The organism is Streptomyces sp. NPDC001781 (assembly GCF_053596035.1).
Genome location: NZ_JBSFFI010000021.1, coordinates 83,440 through 100,106, shown reverse-complemented (window position 1 = coordinate 100,106; position 16,667 = coordinate 83,440). Strand labels below are relative to the sequence as shown.

The following is a 16,667-nucleotide window of genomic DNA, read 5'->3' as shown; positions in this document are numbered from 1 at the left end:
ATGTCAAGAGCCGCCCTGCTCGTCCTGGCCGACGGCCGCCTCCCCGCCGGAGGGCACGCCCACTCCGGCGGGGCGGAGGCCGCCGTCAAGGCGGGCCGCGTCACCGACGCCGCGACCCTGGAGCACTTCTGCCGGGGCCGCCTGCACACCAGCGGCCTGGTCGCCGCCTCCCTCGCGGCCGCGGCCGTACTGGGCATCCCCGCGCGGGAGCTGGATGCGGCCGCCGACGCCCGCACCCCGTCCCCCGCCCTGCGCACCGCAGCCCGGCGGCTGGGCCGGCAGCTGGTACGGGCTGCCCGCGCCGCCTGGCCGTCGCCCGAACTGGAGTCACTGACAAGGGAGTTCCCCAAGGGCGCCCACCAGCCCGTCGTGCTGGGCCTCACCGCCCGCGCGGCCGGCCTCGAACCCCTGGACGCCGCGTACTGCGCGCTGTACGAGAGCGTGAGCGCCCCCGCGACCGCCACCGTACGGCTGCTCAGCCTCGACCCGTTCGACGCCACCGGCGTCCTCGCCCGGCTGGCACCCGAGCTGGACCGGGTGGCGGACCGTGCCGTGGAAGCCGCCCGGCGTGCGCTGACCGAGGGCGCGGACGCGCTGCCCGCCGCGTCCGCACCCCTGCTGGAGATCGGCGCACAGGCGCACGCTGCCTGGCCGGTGCGCCTCTTCGCCTCCTAGTGCTGTGACCGGCAAGGTTCACCGGCTCGCGGCGTCCGGCACGGCACCTCGCCGCGTTGTCGCATCGCCCGCGTACATCCCGTACGCGGACGATCCTCCGCCTCGCGATGCACCGCACCGGACGCCGCGAGCTTTGCGGCAGACCTTTCCGGTCACAGCACTAGAGACCCCTTAAGACCCGCACTTGGAGCTTCCCATGCATCTCGACCACACCCACACCGGCCCGGAGGCCGTGAGCGCCGACGCGCACCGCCCCGACGGCGACCGGCGGGCCCTGCGCATCGGGCTCGGCGGTCCGGTCGGCTCGGGAAAGACCGCGACCGTCGCCGCGCTGTGCCGGGCGCTGCGCGACGAACTCTCCCTCGCCGTCGTCACCAACGACATCTACACCCGTGAGGACGCCGAGTTCCTGCTGCGCGAAGCCGTGCTGCCACCTGAGCGGATCACGGCCGTGGAGACCGGTGCCTGCCCGCACACCGCGATCCGTGACGACATCTCCGCCAACCTCGAAGCCGTGGAGGACCTGGAGGACGCCGTCGGGCCGCTCGACCTGATCCTCGTGGAGTCCGGTGGCGACAACCTCACCGCGACGTTCTCCAGGGGCCTGGTGGACGCCCAGATCTTCGTGATCGACGTGGCCGGCGGCGACGACATCCCCCGCAAGGGCGGACCCGGCGTCACCACGGCCGACCTGCTGGTGGTCAACAAGACCGACCTCGCCCCCTACGTCGGCTCCGACCTCGCCCGGATGGCCGCCGACGCCGAGGCGCAGCGGGCCGGGCTCCCCGTCGTCCTCCAGACGCTGCGCGTCGAGAACGGGGTCGGCGAGGTGGCGGCCTGGGTGCGCGGGCGACTCGCCGCGTGGACGGCGTGAGCGCGACCGGCGTCCGCGCCCGCGCCCGGATCGAGGCCCGGGCGGACGGCCGTGGCGGCACCGCGCTCCCGGTGCTGGAGGGTGACGGCCCGCTGGCCCCGCGCCGCACCCGCGCCCACGGCACCGAGGCCCGCGTGCTGCTGGTCGGCGCGATGAGCGGCCCGCTCGGCGGCGACCGCTTCTCCGTCGAGGCCCGGGTGGGGGAGCGTGCCCGGCTGCACCTCGGCTCGGCCGCGGCCACCCTCGCACTGCCCGGCCAGGCCAAGGGCGAGGCACGCTACGAGGTACGGCTCGACGTGGCCGCCGGGGGTGAGCTGCACTGGCTGCCCGAGCAGCTCATCTCGGCCCGGGGCAGCGACCTGCACGTCACCACCCGTGCCGACGTGGCGCCGGGAGGCCGGCTGCTGCTGCGTGAGGAGCAGGTGCTCGGGCGGGCCGGCGAGGAGCCGGGGCGGCTCACCAGCAGGATCACGGTCCGCTTCGCGGGTGCCACCCTGCTCGGCCAGGAGCTGGCGTGCGGCCCCGGAGCGCCGGGCGGCTGGGACGGTCCGGCCGTGCTCGGAGGGCAGCGGGCGGTCGGGCAACTGGTGCTCGTCGCATCCGAGCTGTCGGCCCACCCGGCCGAGGCCCGGATGCTGGGGGAGGGTACCGCCCTGATGCCGCTCGCCGGGCCGGGGGTCCTCGTCAGTGCGGTGGCGCCCGACGCGCTCGTCCTGCGGCGCCGTCTGGACGAGGCGTTGGCACTCCTGACCGCCGGTCGGAACTGACCATCCGTTTATCGGATTGGTAAAGAAGGTCGACCACCCCTGTTCCCGGACGGCTCACAGCCGAGAGGATTCCCCGCCTGACAACTCATAGTGAAGTCACGGGGAGGGGACCCCTTGAGGGAGAACAAGCCGAAGAGCCGTCTGCTGGCACTGGGTTCGGCCGGCGCGCTCGTCACCGCCACGCTGATAGCCGGCGCGGTGTCCGCGCCCGCGGCCAGCGCCGACAGCCGTCACGGCCAGGACCGCGAGGCCCTGGGTGCCGCCATGGCCGCCGCCCGCGCCGCCAAGGCCGGCATCGACTGGCAAGACTGCCCCGCCGACTGGGGGATCGAGAAGCCCATCCAGTGCGGCTGGGTCTCCGTGCCGCTGGACTACGCCAAGCCGAACGGCAAGAAGATCAAGCTCGCCGTCGACCGGATCGGCAACACCGGCACCAAGCAGGAGCGCCAGGGCGCCCTCATCTACAACCCCGGCGGCCCCGGTGGCTCCGGCCTGCGCTTCCCGCGCCGGGTCACCACCAAGAGCGCGCTGTGGACCAACACCGCCAAGGCGTACGACTTCGTGGGCTTCGACCCGCGCGGCGTCGGCCACTCCGCCCCCATCTCCTGCATCGACCCGCAGGAGTTCGTCAAGGCGCCCAAGGCCGACCCGGTACCCCGCGACGAGGCCGACAAGCGAGCCCAGCGCAAGCTCGCCCGCGAGTACGCCGAGGGCTGCGCCGAGCGCAGCGGCGCCATGCTGCCGCACATGACCACGCCGAACACCGCCCGCGACCTGGACGTCATCCGGGCCGCGCTCGGCGAGAAGAAGCTCAACTACCTGGGCGTCTCATACGGCACCTACCTCGGCGCCGTCTACGGCACGCTCTTCCCGGGCCACATCCGCCGGATGATCGTGGACAGCGTCGTCGACCCGGCGCGCGAGAACATCTGGTACGAGGCCAACCTGAACCAGGACATCGCCTTCGAGCGCCGCTGGAAGGACTGGCAGTACTGGGTCGCCGCCAACGACGCCGCCTTCCACCTCGGCACCACCCGTGCCGCCGTGCAGGAGCAGTGGCTCAAGCTGCGCGCCACCGCCGCGAAGAGCCCGCTCGGCGGAGTGGTCGGCCCGGCCGAGCTGATCTCCTTCTTCCAGAGCGCCCCGTACTACGACTCCTCGTGGGTGCCGGTCGCCACGGTGTTCAGCAAGTACGTCGCCGGTGACACCCAGGCCCTCGTCGACGCCGCCGCGCCCGACCTGTCGGACACGGCGGGCAACATCTCCTCGGAGAACAGCAACGCGGTCTACACCGCCGTCGAGTGCGCCGACGCCAAGTGGCCCACGAGCTGGCAGAAGTGGGACCGGGACAACACCCGGCTCAACAAGGACTACCCGTTCATGACATGGGCGAACGCCTGGATGAACCTGCCGTGTGCCACCTGGCCCGCCAAGCAGCAGAACCCGGTCGAGGTCGGCACCCACAAGGGCCTGCCGCCCGTGCTGATCGTGCAGTCCACCCGCGACGCGGCCACCCCCTACGAGGGCGCCGTCTCGCTGCACCAGCGGTTCAAGGGCTCGCGTCTGATCACCGAGGAGGGCGCCGGCTCCCACGGCGTGACCGGCCTGGTCAACCCGTGCGTCAACGAGCGGGTCGACGCCTACCTGCTCACCGGCGAGCTGGACGGCTCCGACGTCACCTGCGCACCGCACGCCACGCCCAGGCCGTAACGGCCCGGAGCAGGAGGCACGACAAGGAAGGGGCGGCCGGAGATCTCCGGCCGCCCCTTCCCGCGTGTCCGCGTCAGTGCCGCCGGACGAACCGGCGGGTCCTGGCCTCCTCCGCCTCCGCCTTCACCTCGGCGGCGTAGCGGTCCACGTACTCCTGGCCCGACAGAGCCAGCACGGCGTACATGATCTCGTCGGTGACGGCCCGCAGGACCGCCTTCTCGTCCTCCATCCCCGCGTAGCGGGAGAACTCCAGCGGCTCACCGAAGCGGATCGTGATCGGGCGCAGCCTCGGGATCCTGCGGCCGGGCGGCTGGGCCTCGAAGGTGCCGATCATGGCGCAGGGCACGACCGGCACCCCGGCCTTCAGCGCCATCACCGCGACCCCGACCTTCCCCTTGTACAGCCGACCGTCGTGCGAGCGCGTGCCCTCGGGGTAGATCCCCAGCAGCTCGCCCCGGTCCAGCACCCTCAGACCCTCGCGGACGGCCGCCTGCCCTGCCTCCTTGCCCGAGCGGTCCACCGGGATCTGGCCCGCGCTGCGGAAGAAGAACGCCGTCAGCCTGCCCTTGAGCCCCGGCCCGGTGAAGTACTCCGCCTTGGCGAGGAAGGTGATCCGCCGCTTCAGGATGGCGGGCATCAGGAAGTGGTCGGAGAATGAGAGGTGATTACCGGCGATGATCGCCGCGCCCGACTCCGGCACATGGTCCAGGCCCTCGATGCGGGGGCGGAAGACCAGTCTGAGCACCGGGCCCAGCAGCACGTACTTCAGCAAGTGGTAGAACAACGGCTCCCCCTCGCTAGCAGCGGACTGTGCAGACACCTGTTACCGCCGGACACCCGGCTCATGCCCGCCGGGCGGCGAATTCGCGGAAGCGGCCCTGTCCGGCGGCTCTTTCCACCGGCGGGAACGCGCTGCATCCGCGGCCGTCACATCGGGCGAAATAGTGGCAAACCAGTCCGAGGGCGGCTGAACCTGCGAAGAGGAGGGCCCGTCCATGCTGACGGTCGACCTGGCCAGGTATCCCATGCTCCTGGCCGCCGCGGCGGAGCCGGACCAGCTCCTGCCCGCCAGAGAACAGATGGCCTTCACCCTGGGCTTCCACATCATCCTGGTGCCCTTCGGCGTGGCGCTGACCTCCCTGATGCTCGTCGCCAACCACCGAGGGCTGCGCAGGGGCGACGAGGCCGCGCTGATGCTCGCCCGGCGCTGGTCGAAGGTGGCCGCCGTGCTCTTCGCGGTCGGCGCCATCACCGGAACGGTCCTGTCCTTCGAACTGGGCCTGCTGTGGCCGGGTCTGATGGGGACCTACGGCGCCGCGTTCGGCTTCCCCTTCGCCATCGAGGGCCTGTTCTTCTTCCTCGAGGCCATCTTCGTGGCCATCTACATCTACGGCTGGGACCGGATGCGCCCCTGGGCGCACTTCTGGTCGGGTGTGCCGGTGGCGCTGGCCAGCATCGGGGGAGCGGGCGCCGTCATCGCCGCCAACAGCTGGATGAACCAGCCCGGCGGCATCACCATGCGCGACGGCAAGGTCGTCGGCGTCCGGCCGGGAGAGGTCTTCTTCAACAACGCCTTCTGGCTCCAGTTCTGGCACATGCTGCTCGCCGCCTACATCGTGGCCGGGTTCGTGGTGGCCAGCGTCTACGCGGTCGGCATGATCCGGGGCCGGCGTGGCCACTACCAGAAGCTCGGCTTCCTGATCAGCTTCGTCACCGCAGCCGTCGCCCTGCCGGTGCAGATCCTCGTCGGGGACACCATCGCCCGCCAGGTCTTCGACAGCGAGCCCGCCAAGTTCGCCGCCATCGAGCTGCTGCCCACCACCGGCACCCACGTCCCGGAGAACCTGGGCGGCGTACTCGTCGACGGCGAGGTGCGCTACGGCATCCCGTTGCCCTCGGTGGCCTCCATCCTGGCCGGATTCAGACCCTCGACCCGTATCCAGGGGCTCGACGCCGTCCCAGCCGACATCAGACCCACCACCGCACAGGTCAACATCGTGCACTGGGCGTTCGACATCATGGTCGGCACCTCCATGCTGATGCTGGCCGTCGCCGCCTGGTTCGTGTGGCTGTGGTGGAAGCGCCGGAACACCCTCCAGACCAACCGCTGGTTCCTGGGCGCCGCCTCGCTGTGCGGCGTCGTCTCGATCCTCAGCCTGGAGAGCGGCTGGGTGGTCACCGAGGTCGGGCGGCAGCCGTGGATCGTCGTCGGGCTCCTGCGCACCAGGGACGCGGTGACCACCCAGGGCAACCTCTGGCCCACCTTCGCCGGGATCCTGGTGCTCTACGCGGCGGTCGGCACCGGTGCCATCTGGGTCCTGCTGTCGATGAAGCGACGCTGGCAGAAACAGGGCGACGAGAACGTCCAGGTGCCCTACGGTCCCGACTCCACCTCCGGGTCCCGGCCGGAGCGTTCCGAGGGAAAGGTGCGGTAGATGGCCGGTCTGGCCGCGGCATTCCTCTTCATCGGCGTCGTCGCCTACGCGGTGCTCGGCGGTGCGGACTTCGGTGCGGGCTTCTGGGACCTGATCGCGGGCGGCGCCAGACGCGGCCGCGAGGCACGCCACCTGATCGACGTCTCCCTCGCCCCCGTCTGGGAGGCCAACCACACCTGGCTCATCTACTGCCTCGTCGTGCTGTGGACCAGCTTCCCCTCCGCCTTCGCCGCCATCACGACCACCCTCTACATCCCACTGGTCCTCGCCCTGTTCGGCATCGTGCTGCGCGGCGCCGGATTCGCCTTCCGCAAGGCCACCGTCCGCACCGAGGAGCAGCGCCTGTACGGCGCCGCCTTCGCGCTGTCCTCGGTTCTGACGCCCTACTGCTTCGGCGCCATCGCGGGCGGCCTGGCCTCGGGCCGCGTGCCCACGGCGGGCGACGGCGACGCGGTGTCGAGCTGGGTCAACCCCTCCAGCGTCCTCGGCGGCGTCCTCGCCGTCCTGGCCTGCTCCTACCTCGCGGCCACCTATCTGACCGTGGAGGCGCTGCACCGCGACGACCGGAAGCTCTACCGTTACTACCGCGACCGGGCGATGGCCGCCGGCGCGGTCACCGGCGCGGTCAGCATCGCCGGCATCTTCGTCCTCCGGGCCGACTCACCCCGCCTCTTCGACCGCCTGAGCGGCCCGGCGCTGCCCCTGGTGGTCCTCGCGGCCGTCGGCGGACTGGTCGGGCTGGCGCTGCTGTGGGCCAGACGGACCATCGGGACCCGGGTGGCGGCGGCGGGCGCGGTCGCGCTCGTCATCGTCGGCTGGGGCGTGGCCCAGACGCCGTACCTCCTGGGCACCCACCTGTCCATCACCGAGGCCGCGGCGCCGAACGCCACCCTGGCCGTCGTCGTCGGAGTCGCCGTCGTCGCCGGGCTGCTGATCGTGCCCTCCCTGGTGCTGCTGTTCCGGCTCAGCAGCCGGGGCGACGTGGGCGTGGGCGACCGGCCCTTTCGGGGCGGCGTGACTGCGGGGGACCGGGGTAACGGGGAGGGCATGACCGAGGGTGAGAGCAACACCGAGAGCAGGGCCGACCGGGGTGACGCGGCGGGTTCGGCCAAGGGGGCCCGGGACGGAACCGAGGCCGACCGTACCGCCGTGCCGCTCGACCCCACCGCCGTCCAGGGCCGTACCCGCCACCGCTGGCTGCCCTACGCCCTGTGCGCCGGAGCCGTCACGGCGACCGCGGTCGCGGGCGCGCGGGCCACCCGGCCGGACGACCGCTGGTACAGCCAGCTGAACACCCCCGACTGGCAGCCGCCGCCCTGGGCGTTCGGGGCGGTCTGGACCCCGCTGTACGCCTCCATCGCCGTGGCGGGCGGCCGGGCCCTGAACGCGGCTCGCGGTCCCCAGCGAAAGGCGCTGGCCGGTGAGTTCGCCGCCAACCTGGCCCTGAACGCCGGGTGGAGCAACCTCTTCTTCCGGCTCCGCAGTCCCCTCGCCGGCCTCGCGGGCACCCTGCTGCTGGACGCGAGCAACATCCGCCTCCTCACCCGCGTCGCCCGCACGGACCGCAAGGCCGCCGCCACCCTGCTGCCGTACGCCGTCTGGTGCGTGTACGCCACCTGCCTGAACGCCTCGATCGTCGCGCGCAACCACGAACCCCGGCACCGCGGGCCCGCCAGGAGCTGAAGGGCGAGTCGCGCCGCGGCGGGCGCGGGAGGCGCTCGTAGGATGACCGGCATGCCCGGCACCGCGCACCGCCCCTCGCGACCGCCCCGGCGGCGCTCGCCCGGGCCGCTCGTGCTCGCGGTGCTGATCGGGCTGCTCGGCATGCACGCCCTGGCGCCGATCGGCGGCACGGGGCGCCCGGCGCACACCCACGCGGGCTCCGTCGTCGACGCACCCGGTGACTGCCCCGACGGCCACTGCGGCGGCCACCAGCTCCACCACGCCGACCCGGCCTGCTCCTCCGGAGCCGTCAGCGACGGGCCACGGCTGCCGAATCCCCTCGCCGGCCCGGTGCGCGAACCCGAACCGTGCGGCGACCCCCGCGGTTACGCCGCCACCGCCCCGGACGGCGCCCGCGCACCGCCCTCCCTGGCCGAACTCCAGCTCCTGCGGATCTAGAGGCACCCCGACCGCGCGCCCTTGTCGCGGCCGCTCCAGATGTGCCCACATTCCCCTTCGTTCCCAGGAGTTCCAGCATGACCACCTCCCACACGATCCGCCGTGCCGCGCTCGGGGCCGCCACCGTCTCCGCCGTCGTCCTCCTCGCCGCGTGCGGCGGGGAGAAGCAGGGCGGACCCCACGGCGCCCCGGCGGCACCGGCCACGACCGGTGCCCACAACGCCCAGGACGTCGCCTTCGCCCAGGGCATGATCCCGCACCACCAGCAGGCCGTGGAGATGGCCCGGCTCGCCCCCGGCCATGCCGCCTCCGCAGAGGTGAAGGCGCTGGCCGCCCGGATCGAGAAGGCCCAGGACCCCGAGATCCGCACCATGACCGGATGGCTGAGGTCCTGGGGCGAGGAGCCCCCGATGGCCGGCATGGACCACTCGCGCCACGGCGGTACGGCGGACATGTCCGGGATGATGAGCGCCGGCGACATGACCGCGCTGGAGAACAGCACCGGCGCCGACTTCGACAAGCGGTTCCTGACCCTGATGGTCGTCCACCACCAGGGCGCCGTGCGGATGGCGCACACCGAGAAGGCCGAGGGCCGGGACGGCCGGGCCACGAGGACGGCGGACGACGTGATCGCCGCGCAGAGCGCCGAGATCAAGGAGATGAAGGGCCTGCTCGCCGGAAAGTGACGAAACGGGCGGGGCCGGTGTGCTCACCGGCCCCGCCCCCGCCTGCTCAGCCCGCCTGCCCCAGCACCTTCTCCAGCGTGCCCAGCGCGGAGCGCAGCTCGTCCGCCGTCACCGTCAGCGGGGGAGCGAGCCTGATCGTGGAGCCGTGGGTGTCCTTGACCAGGATTCCCTCACGCATCAGCCGCTCGCTGATCTCCCGGCCCGTGCCCAGCGCCGGGTCCACGTCCACACCGGCCCACAGACCCCGCGCCCGGAAGCCGGTCACGCCGTGCCCGCGCAGCGATTCGAGCCCCTCCCGCAGGACCGGACCCAGCTCGTCCGCCCGGCGCTGGAACTCACCCGTCTCCAGCAGCCCGACCACCGCCGTGCCGACCGCGGCCGCCAGCGGGTTGCCGCCGAAGGTGGAGCCGTGCTCGCCCGGACCCAGTACGCCCATCACCTCGCGCCGGGCCACCACCGCCGACACCGGCACGATCCCGCCGCCCAGCGCCTTGCCCAGCAGCAGCACGTCCGGCACGACCGACTCGTGCTCCACCGCCAGGGTGCGCCCGGTGCGGCCCAGCCCGGACTGGATCTCGTCCGCGACGAACAGACACCCCTTGCGCCGGGTCAGCTCCCGGACGCCGGTCAGATAGCCCGCGTCCGGGATGATCACGCCGGCCTCGCCCTGGATCGGCTCGATCAGCACCGCGGCCGTGGTCTCGTCGACCGCCTCCTCCAACGCGGCCAGGTCGTTGTACGGCACGATCCTGAAGCCGGGCGTGAAGGGGCCGAAGCCCGCCCGTGCCGACTCGTCCGTGGAGAAGCCGACGATGGTCGTCGTACGGCCGTGGAAGTTGTCCGCCGCGACCACGATCGTGGCCTGCCCGTCGGGCACGCCCTTGACGTCGTACGCCCACTTGCGGGCCACCTTGATGCCGCTCTCCACCGCCTCCGCGCCGGTGTTCATGGGCAGCACCATGTCCAGACCGGTCAGCGCCGCGAGCCGCTCGGCGAACTCCGCCAGCCGGTCGTTGTGGAAGGCGCGGGAGGTCAGGGTCAGCCGGTCGAGCTGGTCGTGCGCGGCCCGGACGAGCGCCGGATGGCGGTGGCCGAAGTTGAGGGCCGAGTAGCCGGCCAGCATGTCGAGGTACCGGCGGCCCTCGACGTCCTCGACCCAGGCGCCCTCGGCCCGTGCGACGACGACGGGCAGCGGGTGGTAGTTGTGCGCGAGCACCGGCTCCTCCGCCCGGATCAGGCCGGCGGATGTGCGCGCGTGCGCGGGTGCGGTCATCAGCGGATCTCCTGAGTGCAGCACTTGATGCCGCCGCCTGCCTTGTGCAGCTCCGACAGATCGACGGGCACGGGGTCGTAGCCATGCGTGGCCAGGCGCTCGGCGAGCACCTCGGCCTGGGGGGCGATGAAGACGTGCCGGCCGTCGGAGACGGAGTTCAGGCCGAAGGCCATGGCGTCGTCACGGGTGGCGAGCACCGCGTCCGGGTACAGCCGCTGGAGCACCTCGCGGCTGCCCGCCGAGAAGGCTTCCGGGTAGTAGGCGATGTTGTCGTCGTCCAGCACGAACAGCGCCGTGTCCAGGTGGTAGAAGTACGGGTCCACCAGGGTCAGCGTGATCACGGGATGGCCGAAGAACTCCTGCGCCTCCCGGTGGGCGTCGCGGGTGGTGCGGAACCCGGTGCCGGCCAGCACGTACCGGCCGGTCCACACGAGGTCGCCCTCGCCCTCGGTCACCGCCAGCGGGCGGTACACGTCGTACCCCGCCGTCCTGAACCAGGAGTCGTAGTGGAGGGACTCCGGGCGGCGCTCCGGGGCGTGGAACAGCGAGCCGAAGACACGGCCGCCGACCACGAAGGCGGCGTTGGCCGCGAAGACCATGTCGGGCAGACCCGGCACCGGGTCGACGGCGTCCACCGTGTGCCCGTGGGCGCGGTAGGCGTCGATCAGCGCCTGCCACTGGGACCGGGCGCGGTCGATGTCCACGGGGGTGTCCGGACGCATCCAGGGGTTGATCGCGTACTGCACGGTGAAGTGCCTGGGTTCGCAGACCAGGAAGCGCCTGGGGCGCTGCACACGGGTGTCGGCCACAGAGGGTTTCCTCCGCTCTCCAGTGTGTTACTCACGAGGGTGACACCACGGTAGGAACTCCGGTCCAGGCACGACAAGCGACGAAAGCTGCGTGATCGCGCAGGATCGCTGCGCATCCACCGCCGTGGACGCACGAGATCTGCGCGCTCGACAGGTTTGGCCGGCCGTCACTCGGGAGCGGGCTGCGTCGCGCCCGCCTCCGGGCTCTCCGGGAGGAGATGGGACAGCACCATCACGCTGATCGTCTTCCGGATGAACGGCTCGGCGCGGATGCGCTCCAGCACCTCCTCGAAGTGCTCCACGTCCCGCGCCCGTACGTGCAGCAGGGCGTCCGCACCCCCGGTCACCGTCATCGCGGCGGTGATCTCCGGATGGTTGCTGACCACCTCCGCGAGCCGCCGGGGCGGGGCGGCGCCCTCGCAGTAGACCTCGACGTACGCCTCCGTGCGCCAGCCGAGCGCGGAGGGCCGCACGGTCGCCGTGAACCCGGTGATCACTCCGGTCTCCCGCAGCCGGTCGACGCGCCGCTTGACCGCCGTGGCCGAGAGCCCGACGGCAGCGCCGATCTCGGCGAAGCTGCTGCGGGCGTTCGCCATCAGCGCGGTGATGATCTTACGGTCGAGGTCGTCGAAGGACGCGGCCCTGCTGTTCACCCGGCCACTGTAATCACGACTGCGTGACCGCCAGCGCGACTGTCAGCAGCCCCAGCACCACCCAGCCGAACCACAGCCAGCCGTTGCCACCGAGCGCGACCGTGTACGCCGTGACGACGACCAGGCCGCCCACGGTCAGCGCCCCCATCGCCCTGGTGGAACCATCCGCCTTGCTGGAACCTCGCATGGAACCCGGCATCGCGGCACCCTCCTCGTGGTCCGTCCACCACCATCGTGCCCCGGTTCCGCCGCCACCGGCACTCGGACGGCCGAGCGGTTCCGTGCTGAATCAGCCCTCGCGCGTGCTCAGCGAGGCCAGGTAGGCGTTGTACGCCTCCAACTCCTGGTCGCCGTCCCGGTCCGCCGCCCGGTCCTTGCGGCGGGCCTGCCGCTGCTCGGAGCCGTACCACTGGAACAGCAGGGCGATCAGCACCAGCACCGACGGGATCTCGCTGAAGGCCCACGCGATACCGCCGGCCGCGCCCTGGTCGGAGAGGGCGTCGATGCCGAGCGAGGCGGGCGGGTTCTGGAAGGTCTCCACCATCGGCTCGGACGCCATCATCAGCGCGATGCCGAAGAAGGCGTGGAAGGGCATGCCCGCGAACAGCTCCAGCATCCGCATCAGGTGGTTCGGCCGGTGCGGGCCCGGGTCGACCCCGATGATCGGCCAGAAGAACACCACACCCACCGCCAGGAAGTGCACCATCATGGCGATGTGCCCGGCCCTGGACCCCATCAGGAAGTCGAACAGGGGCGAGAAGTACAGCGCGTACAGGCTGGCGATGAACAGCGGGATGGTGAACGCGGCATGCGTGATGAACCGCATGTACCGGCTGTGCAGCACCGCCAGCAGCAGTTCGCGCGGACCGGTCCGGCCCCGCCCCGCCGTGGGCATCGCCCTGAGCGCCAGCGTCACCGGCGCGCCCAGCAGGATCAGGATCGGCGACAGCATGCTGATCACCATGTGCTGGACCATGTGCACGCTGAACATGACCATGCCGTAGTCGTTCAGCCGGGTGCACATCACCAGTGCGACGGTCAGCACACCGACGACGTACGACAGGGTGCGGGAGACCGGCCATGCGTCACCGCGCCGCCGCAGCCGCAGCACGCCCCAGCCGTACAGGGCGAGCCCGGCCAGGCAGGCGGTCAGGAAGAAGGGGTCCGCCGACCACTCGAGCCCCCGTCCCAGCGTGAACGGCGGCAGATCCGGCATCATGCCGTGCCCGCTGTGGTCCATCCGGCGGCTCCTGGTTCGTGTGGGTTGAGCGGTTTCTGTCCGCACTCAGGGTACGGGCGCCTCCGCGCCCACCCGTGAGCGGGGTCCGCCCGGCCCCGAGAGCCGCTACAGGACGCACTCCGCCTCGGCGTACCGCTCCGGCGGCACCGTCTTCAGGGTGCTGACCGCCTCGGCCAGCGGAACCGTCACGATGTCCGTGCCGTGCAGCGCCGTCATCCGGCCGAACTCCTCCCGGTGCACCGCCTCCACCGCGTGCCAGCCGAAGCGGGTGGCCAGCACCCTGTCGTACGCCGTCGGGGTGCCGCCGCGCTGCACATGCCCGAGGATCACCGGCCGGGCCTCCTTGCCGAGCCGCTGCTCCAGCTCGGTGGAGAGCTGGCGGGCGATCCCGGCGAAGCGCTCGTGGCCGTAGATGTCCCTACCGCCCTCGTCGAACTCCATGGAACCGGCGCGCGGCTTGGCGCCCTCGGCGGCCACCACGATGGCGAACCGCTTCCCGGCCTCGAACCGGGCACCGACGCGACGGGTCAACTCTTCGATGTCGAAGGGTCGTTCCGGCACCACGATGGCGTGCGCACCGGCCGCCGTGCCCGAGTTCAGCGCTATCCAGCCGGTGTGGCGGCCCATGACCTCCACGATCAGCACCCGCTGGTGGGACTCGGCGGTCGTCTTCAGCCGGTCCAGCGCCTCGGTGGCGACGCCCACTGCCGTGTCGAAGCCGAAAGTGACGTCTGTCGCCGCGATGTCGTTGTCGATGGTCTTGGGCACGCCCACGATGGGCAGCCCGCTGTCCGACAGCAGCCGGGCCGCCTTCAGCGTGCCCTCACCGCCGATCGGGATGATCGCGTCCAGTCCGAGTTCCTCGACATGGCCCCTGACCCGCTCCACCCCGCCGCGCAGGTGCTCCGGACGGACACGGGAGGAGCCGAGGATCGTGCCGCCGCGGGCCAGGATGCCGCTGACGGCGTCCAGGTCGAGCTTCAAGTAGTCGCACTCCAGCAGGCCCTTCCAGCCGTCGCGGAAGCCGATGACCTCGTCGCCGTGGTCGACGACGGCTCGGTGCACGACCGACCGGATGACGGCGTTCAGGCCGGGGCAGTCGCCGCCGGAGGTGAGGACACCAATGCGCATAGCCCGAATTACCTTCTCGACGTGGGCCGGGAGGCCGGACCACGTTGTCCGGCGGGTTCGCGGCCAGACTACCGGCGGCAGGGGCCCCTCACCCAGCGGGCGTCCGCCTGCTGGACGCACCCGCACAGGTGAGCGGACGACGCGTCAGGCGGGCCCGCGAAAGCTCACGGGCCCGCCTGACGGGTGTACTGATATGCGGTGGTGCGTGTCGGTTACGCCGGCTGCTGCGCCGCCGCGATGCGCTCGTCGCGCAGCGCCTCGTACCAGCGGTCGTCGATCGGCGGCAGCGCGTTCACGTCCAGCGCCAGCTTCAGCAGCAGGTCCGCGATCAGCGGGTTGCGGGCCAGCACGGGACCGTGCATGTACGTGCCGAAAACCGTGCCGTTGTACGCGCCCTCGGTGCCGTCGCCGGTGCCGTTGCCGCGGCCCATGGTGACCTGGGCGAAGGCGCGGGCGCTCGGGCCCAGATGGGTGACGCCCTGGTGGTTCTCGAACCCGGTCAGCGGAGGCAGACCGAGGCGCGGGTCGATGTCACCGAGCACGTCGCCCACGCACCGCTCGCCCTCACCGCGCGTCGACATCACGTCGAGCAGACCGAGGCCCGGCTCGCGCTGGCCGAGGTCGTTGATGAACTCGTGGCCGAGGATCTGGTAGCCGGCGCACACGGAGAAGACGATCGCGCCGTTCTCCACCGCACGCTGGAGGTGCCCGTCGCGGCGCAGCCGCTCGGCCGCCAGCCGCTGCGGACGGTCCTCACCGCCGCCGATCAGGTAGATGTCGCCCGAGGTCGGGATCGGCTGGTCGCTGCGCACGTCGAGACGGGCCACGTCCAGGCCGCGCTGACGCGCCCGGCGCTCCACGACGAGGGCGTTGCCCTGGTCGCCGTAGGTGCTCAGCAGGTCGGGATAGATCCACACCAGCCGCAGTTGGTTGTCGCTCATGAGGAGGTGTTCGCCCTTCTGGCTCAGTTGCCGACGCGGCGGCGCAGGTCCTGGAACGCGGTGTAGTTGGCGATGACCTCGATACGGCCCGGCGGGGCCGCGGCGACGGCCTCGTCGAGGTTCTCGCACACCTGGAAGTGCTGGTTCGCCACTTCCAGACGGACGGCGAGGTCCAGCTTCCGGTCGCCGACGACGAAGATCGGGTGACCCGTGAGCCGGGTGTAGTCCACGTCCCACAGCCAGGAGGTGTCGGTTCCGTCCGCCCCGCGCGCGTTCACGGAGAGGATCACCGGGGTGGGCGGCGGGTCGATCAGGGAGAAGGTCTCCAGCCAGCCGGCCGGATTCTTCGCCAGCAGCAGACGCAGGTCGCGGTTCTGGAACTGGACCACGTCGTAGCGCCCGGCGACCGCCTGCACCTGGTACATGCGCTCCAGCGCCACCTGCGGCGGCACCCCGAACACGGCGGCGACGGCGGCCGAGCTGGCCGCGTTCGCCTTGTTGGCGCGGCCCGGCAGCTGGAGGTGGATCGGCCAGGCCGAGCCGTGCGGGTCGAGGACGTGGTCGCCGGAGAGCGCCCAGGTCGGCGTCGGACGGCGGAAGCCGCACTCGCCGCAGAACCAGTCGTCGCCGGGGCGCTGCATCACACCGCCGCAGGACGGGCAGGACCAGGCGTCGTCCTTCCACATCTGGCCGGCCGCGACCCAGACCACGTTGGGGGAGGACGAGGCCGCCCACACCACCAGCGGGTCGTCGCAGTTGGCGACGACGACGGCCTTGGAGCCGGACAGGCCCTCGCGCCAGTTCTCCGCGAGCATCCGGGTCTCGGCCGCGCGGTCCAACTGGTCGCGGGAGAGGTTCAGCAGCGCGATGCACTTGGGGCTGGTGTCACGTGCCACACCGGCCAGGTACTTCTCGTCGACCTCGATGACACCGAACTTGGCGTCCGAGCCGCCCGCGAGAGCGGAGGTGATACCGGCCGGCATGTTGGCGCCGAGCGCGTTGGACACCACCGGGCCGGCGGCGCGCAGGGCCTCCGCGATCAGCCGGGTGGTGGTGGTCTTGCCGTTGGTCGCCGACACCAGGACCACGTCCAGGTGGGTGGCCAGCCGGGCGAGCAGGTCGGGGTCGAGCCGCAGGGCGACCTTTCCGCCGATCACCGACCCGCTGCCGCGCCCCGCGGCGCGCGATGCCGCCGCGACCGCCTTGCCCGCGGTCACGGCCAGCTTGGCCCGCGGCGAGAGCGGGTCCGAGTTGCCTGCCATCAGTCCTCGATCCTCCTTGCGTACGCGCCGCGCCTGGGGCCATCCGGCAGCGTGGTGGGGGCCTCAGCCTATCGAGAACCGTTCGCACAC

The 16,667-nt window shown here is 72.0% G+C and carries 17 protein-coding genes; 8 read left to right on the top strand and 9 right to left on the bottom strand.

The annotated features are described in order from the left end of the window. The 4 genes from ACWCV3_RS20230 (at nucleotide 1) to ACWCV3_RS20215 (ending at nucleotide 4,026) form a co-directional block, all read left to right on the top strand. A complete protein-coding gene (locus ACWCV3_RS20230) occupies nucleotides 1–675 on the top strand; it encodes an urease accessory protein UreF (protein WP_451225756.1) in 675 nt (224 codons plus the stop codon). 196 nt (nucleotides 676–871) lie between these two features. After that, nucleotides 872–1,549 (top strand): urease accessory protein UreG, encoded by a 678-nt coding sequence (gene ureG / locus ACWCV3_RS20225; RefSeq protein ID WP_451225753.1) that lies wholly within the window; start codon nucleotides 872–874, stop codon nucleotides 1,547–1,549. Continuing rightward, a complete protein-coding gene (locus ACWCV3_RS20220) occupies nucleotides 1,546–2,316 on the top strand; it encodes an urease accessory protein UreD (RefSeq protein WP_451225751.1) in 771 nt (256 codons plus the stop codon). Before ureG ends, ACWCV3_RS20220 begins: the two co-directional genes overlap by 4 nt. A 114-nt stretch (nucleotides 2,317–2,430) precedes the next feature. Then, nucleotides 2,431–4,026: an alpha/beta hydrolase gene (locus ACWCV3_RS20215; protein ID WP_451225748.1), complete on the top strand. Its 1,596-nt coding sequence runs from the start codon at nucleotides 2,431–2,433 to the stop codon at nucleotides 4,024–4,026. A gap of 73 nt (nucleotides 4,027–4,099) precedes the next feature. On the opposite strand, the gene ACWCV3_RS20210 is transcribed toward ACWCV3_RS20215, so the two are convergent. Continuing rightward, complete coding sequence (locus tag ACWCV3_RS20210; RefSeq protein ID WP_451225745.1) at nucleotides 4,100–4,810, bottom strand: lysophospholipid acyltransferase family protein; 711 nt, start codon at nucleotides 4,808–4,810, stop codon at nucleotides 4,100–4,102. 211 nt (nucleotides 4,811–5,021) lie between these two features. On the opposite strand from ACWCV3_RS20210, the gene ACWCV3_RS20205 reads away from it, so the two are divergent. From ACWCV3_RS20205 to ACWCV3_RS20190, 4 genes are all read left to right on the top strand, one after another. Continuing rightward, nucleotides 5,022–6,461 carry a cytochrome ubiquinol oxidase subunit I gene (locus tag ACWCV3_RS20205; protein ID WP_451225742.1) on the top strand — a complete coding sequence of 480 codons (1,440 nt, stop codon included), beginning with the start codon at nucleotides 5,022–5,024 and terminating at the stop codon, nucleotides 6,459–6,461. Then, complete coding sequence (locus ACWCV3_RS20200) at nucleotides 6,462–8,144, top strand: cytochrome d ubiquinol oxidase subunit II (RefSeq protein ID WP_451225739.1); 1,683 nt, start codon at nucleotides 6,462–6,464, stop codon at nucleotides 8,142–8,144. Between the two features lie 51 nt (nucleotides 8,145–8,195). Further along, the gene (locus tag ACWCV3_RS20195; RefSeq protein ID WP_451225736.1) at nucleotides 8,196–8,582 is read left to right on the top strand and encodes a DUF6153 family protein; all 387 of its coding nucleotides are present in this window, start codon (nucleotides 8,196–8,198) and stop codon (nucleotides 8,580–8,582) included. 77 nt (nucleotides 8,583–8,659) lie between these two features. Next, entirely contained in the window at nucleotides 8,660–9,268 is a 609-nt protein-coding gene (locus tag ACWCV3_RS20190; protein WP_451225733.1) for a DUF305 domain-containing protein, read from the top strand. 46 nt (nucleotides 9,269–9,314) lie between these two features. Here ACWCV3_RS20190 and rocD read toward each other — a convergent pair whose 3' ends face one another. From rocD to ACWCV3_RS20150, 8 genes are all read right to left on the bottom strand, one after another. Beyond that, on the bottom strand, nucleotides 9,315–10,541 hold the full coding sequence (rocD, locus tag ACWCV3_RS20185; RefSeq protein WP_451225730.1) for an ornithine--oxo-acid transaminase: 1,227 nt from the start codon (nucleotides 10,539–10,541) through the stop codon (nucleotides 9,315–9,317). Next, a complete protein-coding gene (gene ddaH, locus ACWCV3_RS20180) occupies nucleotides 10,541–11,350 on the bottom strand; it encodes a dimethylargininase (RefSeq protein ID WP_451225727.1) in 810 nt (269 codons plus the stop codon). Before ddaH ends, rocD begins: the two co-directional genes overlap by 1 nt. Before the next feature lie 167 nt (nucleotides 11,351–11,517). After that, nucleotides 11,518–12,003 carry an Lrp/AsnC family transcriptional regulator gene (locus tag ACWCV3_RS20175; protein WP_451225724.1) on the bottom strand — a complete coding sequence of 162 codons (486 nt, stop codon included), beginning with the start codon at nucleotides 12,001–12,003 and terminating at the stop codon, nucleotides 11,518–11,520. Nucleotides 12,004–12,016: 13 nt separating this feature from the next. Beyond that, on the bottom strand, nucleotides 12,017–12,202 hold the full coding sequence (locus ACWCV3_RS20170) for a hypothetical protein (RefSeq protein ID WP_030809057.1): 186 nt from the start codon (nucleotides 12,200–12,202) through the stop codon (nucleotides 12,017–12,019). A gap of 90 nt (nucleotides 12,203–12,292) precedes the next feature. Beyond that, on the bottom strand, nucleotides 12,293–13,243 hold the full coding sequence (locus ACWCV3_RS20165; RefSeq protein ID WP_451225720.1) for a cytochrome c oxidase assembly protein: 951 nt from the start codon (nucleotides 13,241–13,243) through the stop codon (nucleotides 12,293–12,295). Nucleotides 13,244–13,348: 105 nt separating this feature from the next. Then, the gene (locus ACWCV3_RS20160; protein WP_451225717.1) at nucleotides 13,349–14,374 is read right to left on the bottom strand and encodes a 6-phosphofructokinase; all 1,026 of its coding nucleotides are present in this window, start codon (nucleotides 14,372–14,374) and stop codon (nucleotides 13,349–13,351) included. A gap of 212 nt (nucleotides 14,375–14,586) precedes the next feature. Continuing rightward, a complete protein-coding gene (locus ACWCV3_RS20155) occupies nucleotides 14,587–15,315 on the bottom strand; it encodes a type 1 glutamine amidotransferase (RefSeq protein WP_451225714.1) in 729 nt (242 codons plus the stop codon). Nucleotides 15,316–15,338: 23 nt separating this feature from the next. Next, nucleotides 15,339–16,577 carry a MurT ligase domain-containing protein gene (locus ACWCV3_RS20150; RefSeq protein ID WP_135788428.1) on the bottom strand — a complete coding sequence of 413 codons (1,239 nt, stop codon included), beginning with the start codon at nucleotides 16,575–16,577 and terminating at the stop codon, nucleotides 15,339–15,341. Nucleotides 16,578–16,667 lie beyond the last annotated feature (90 nt).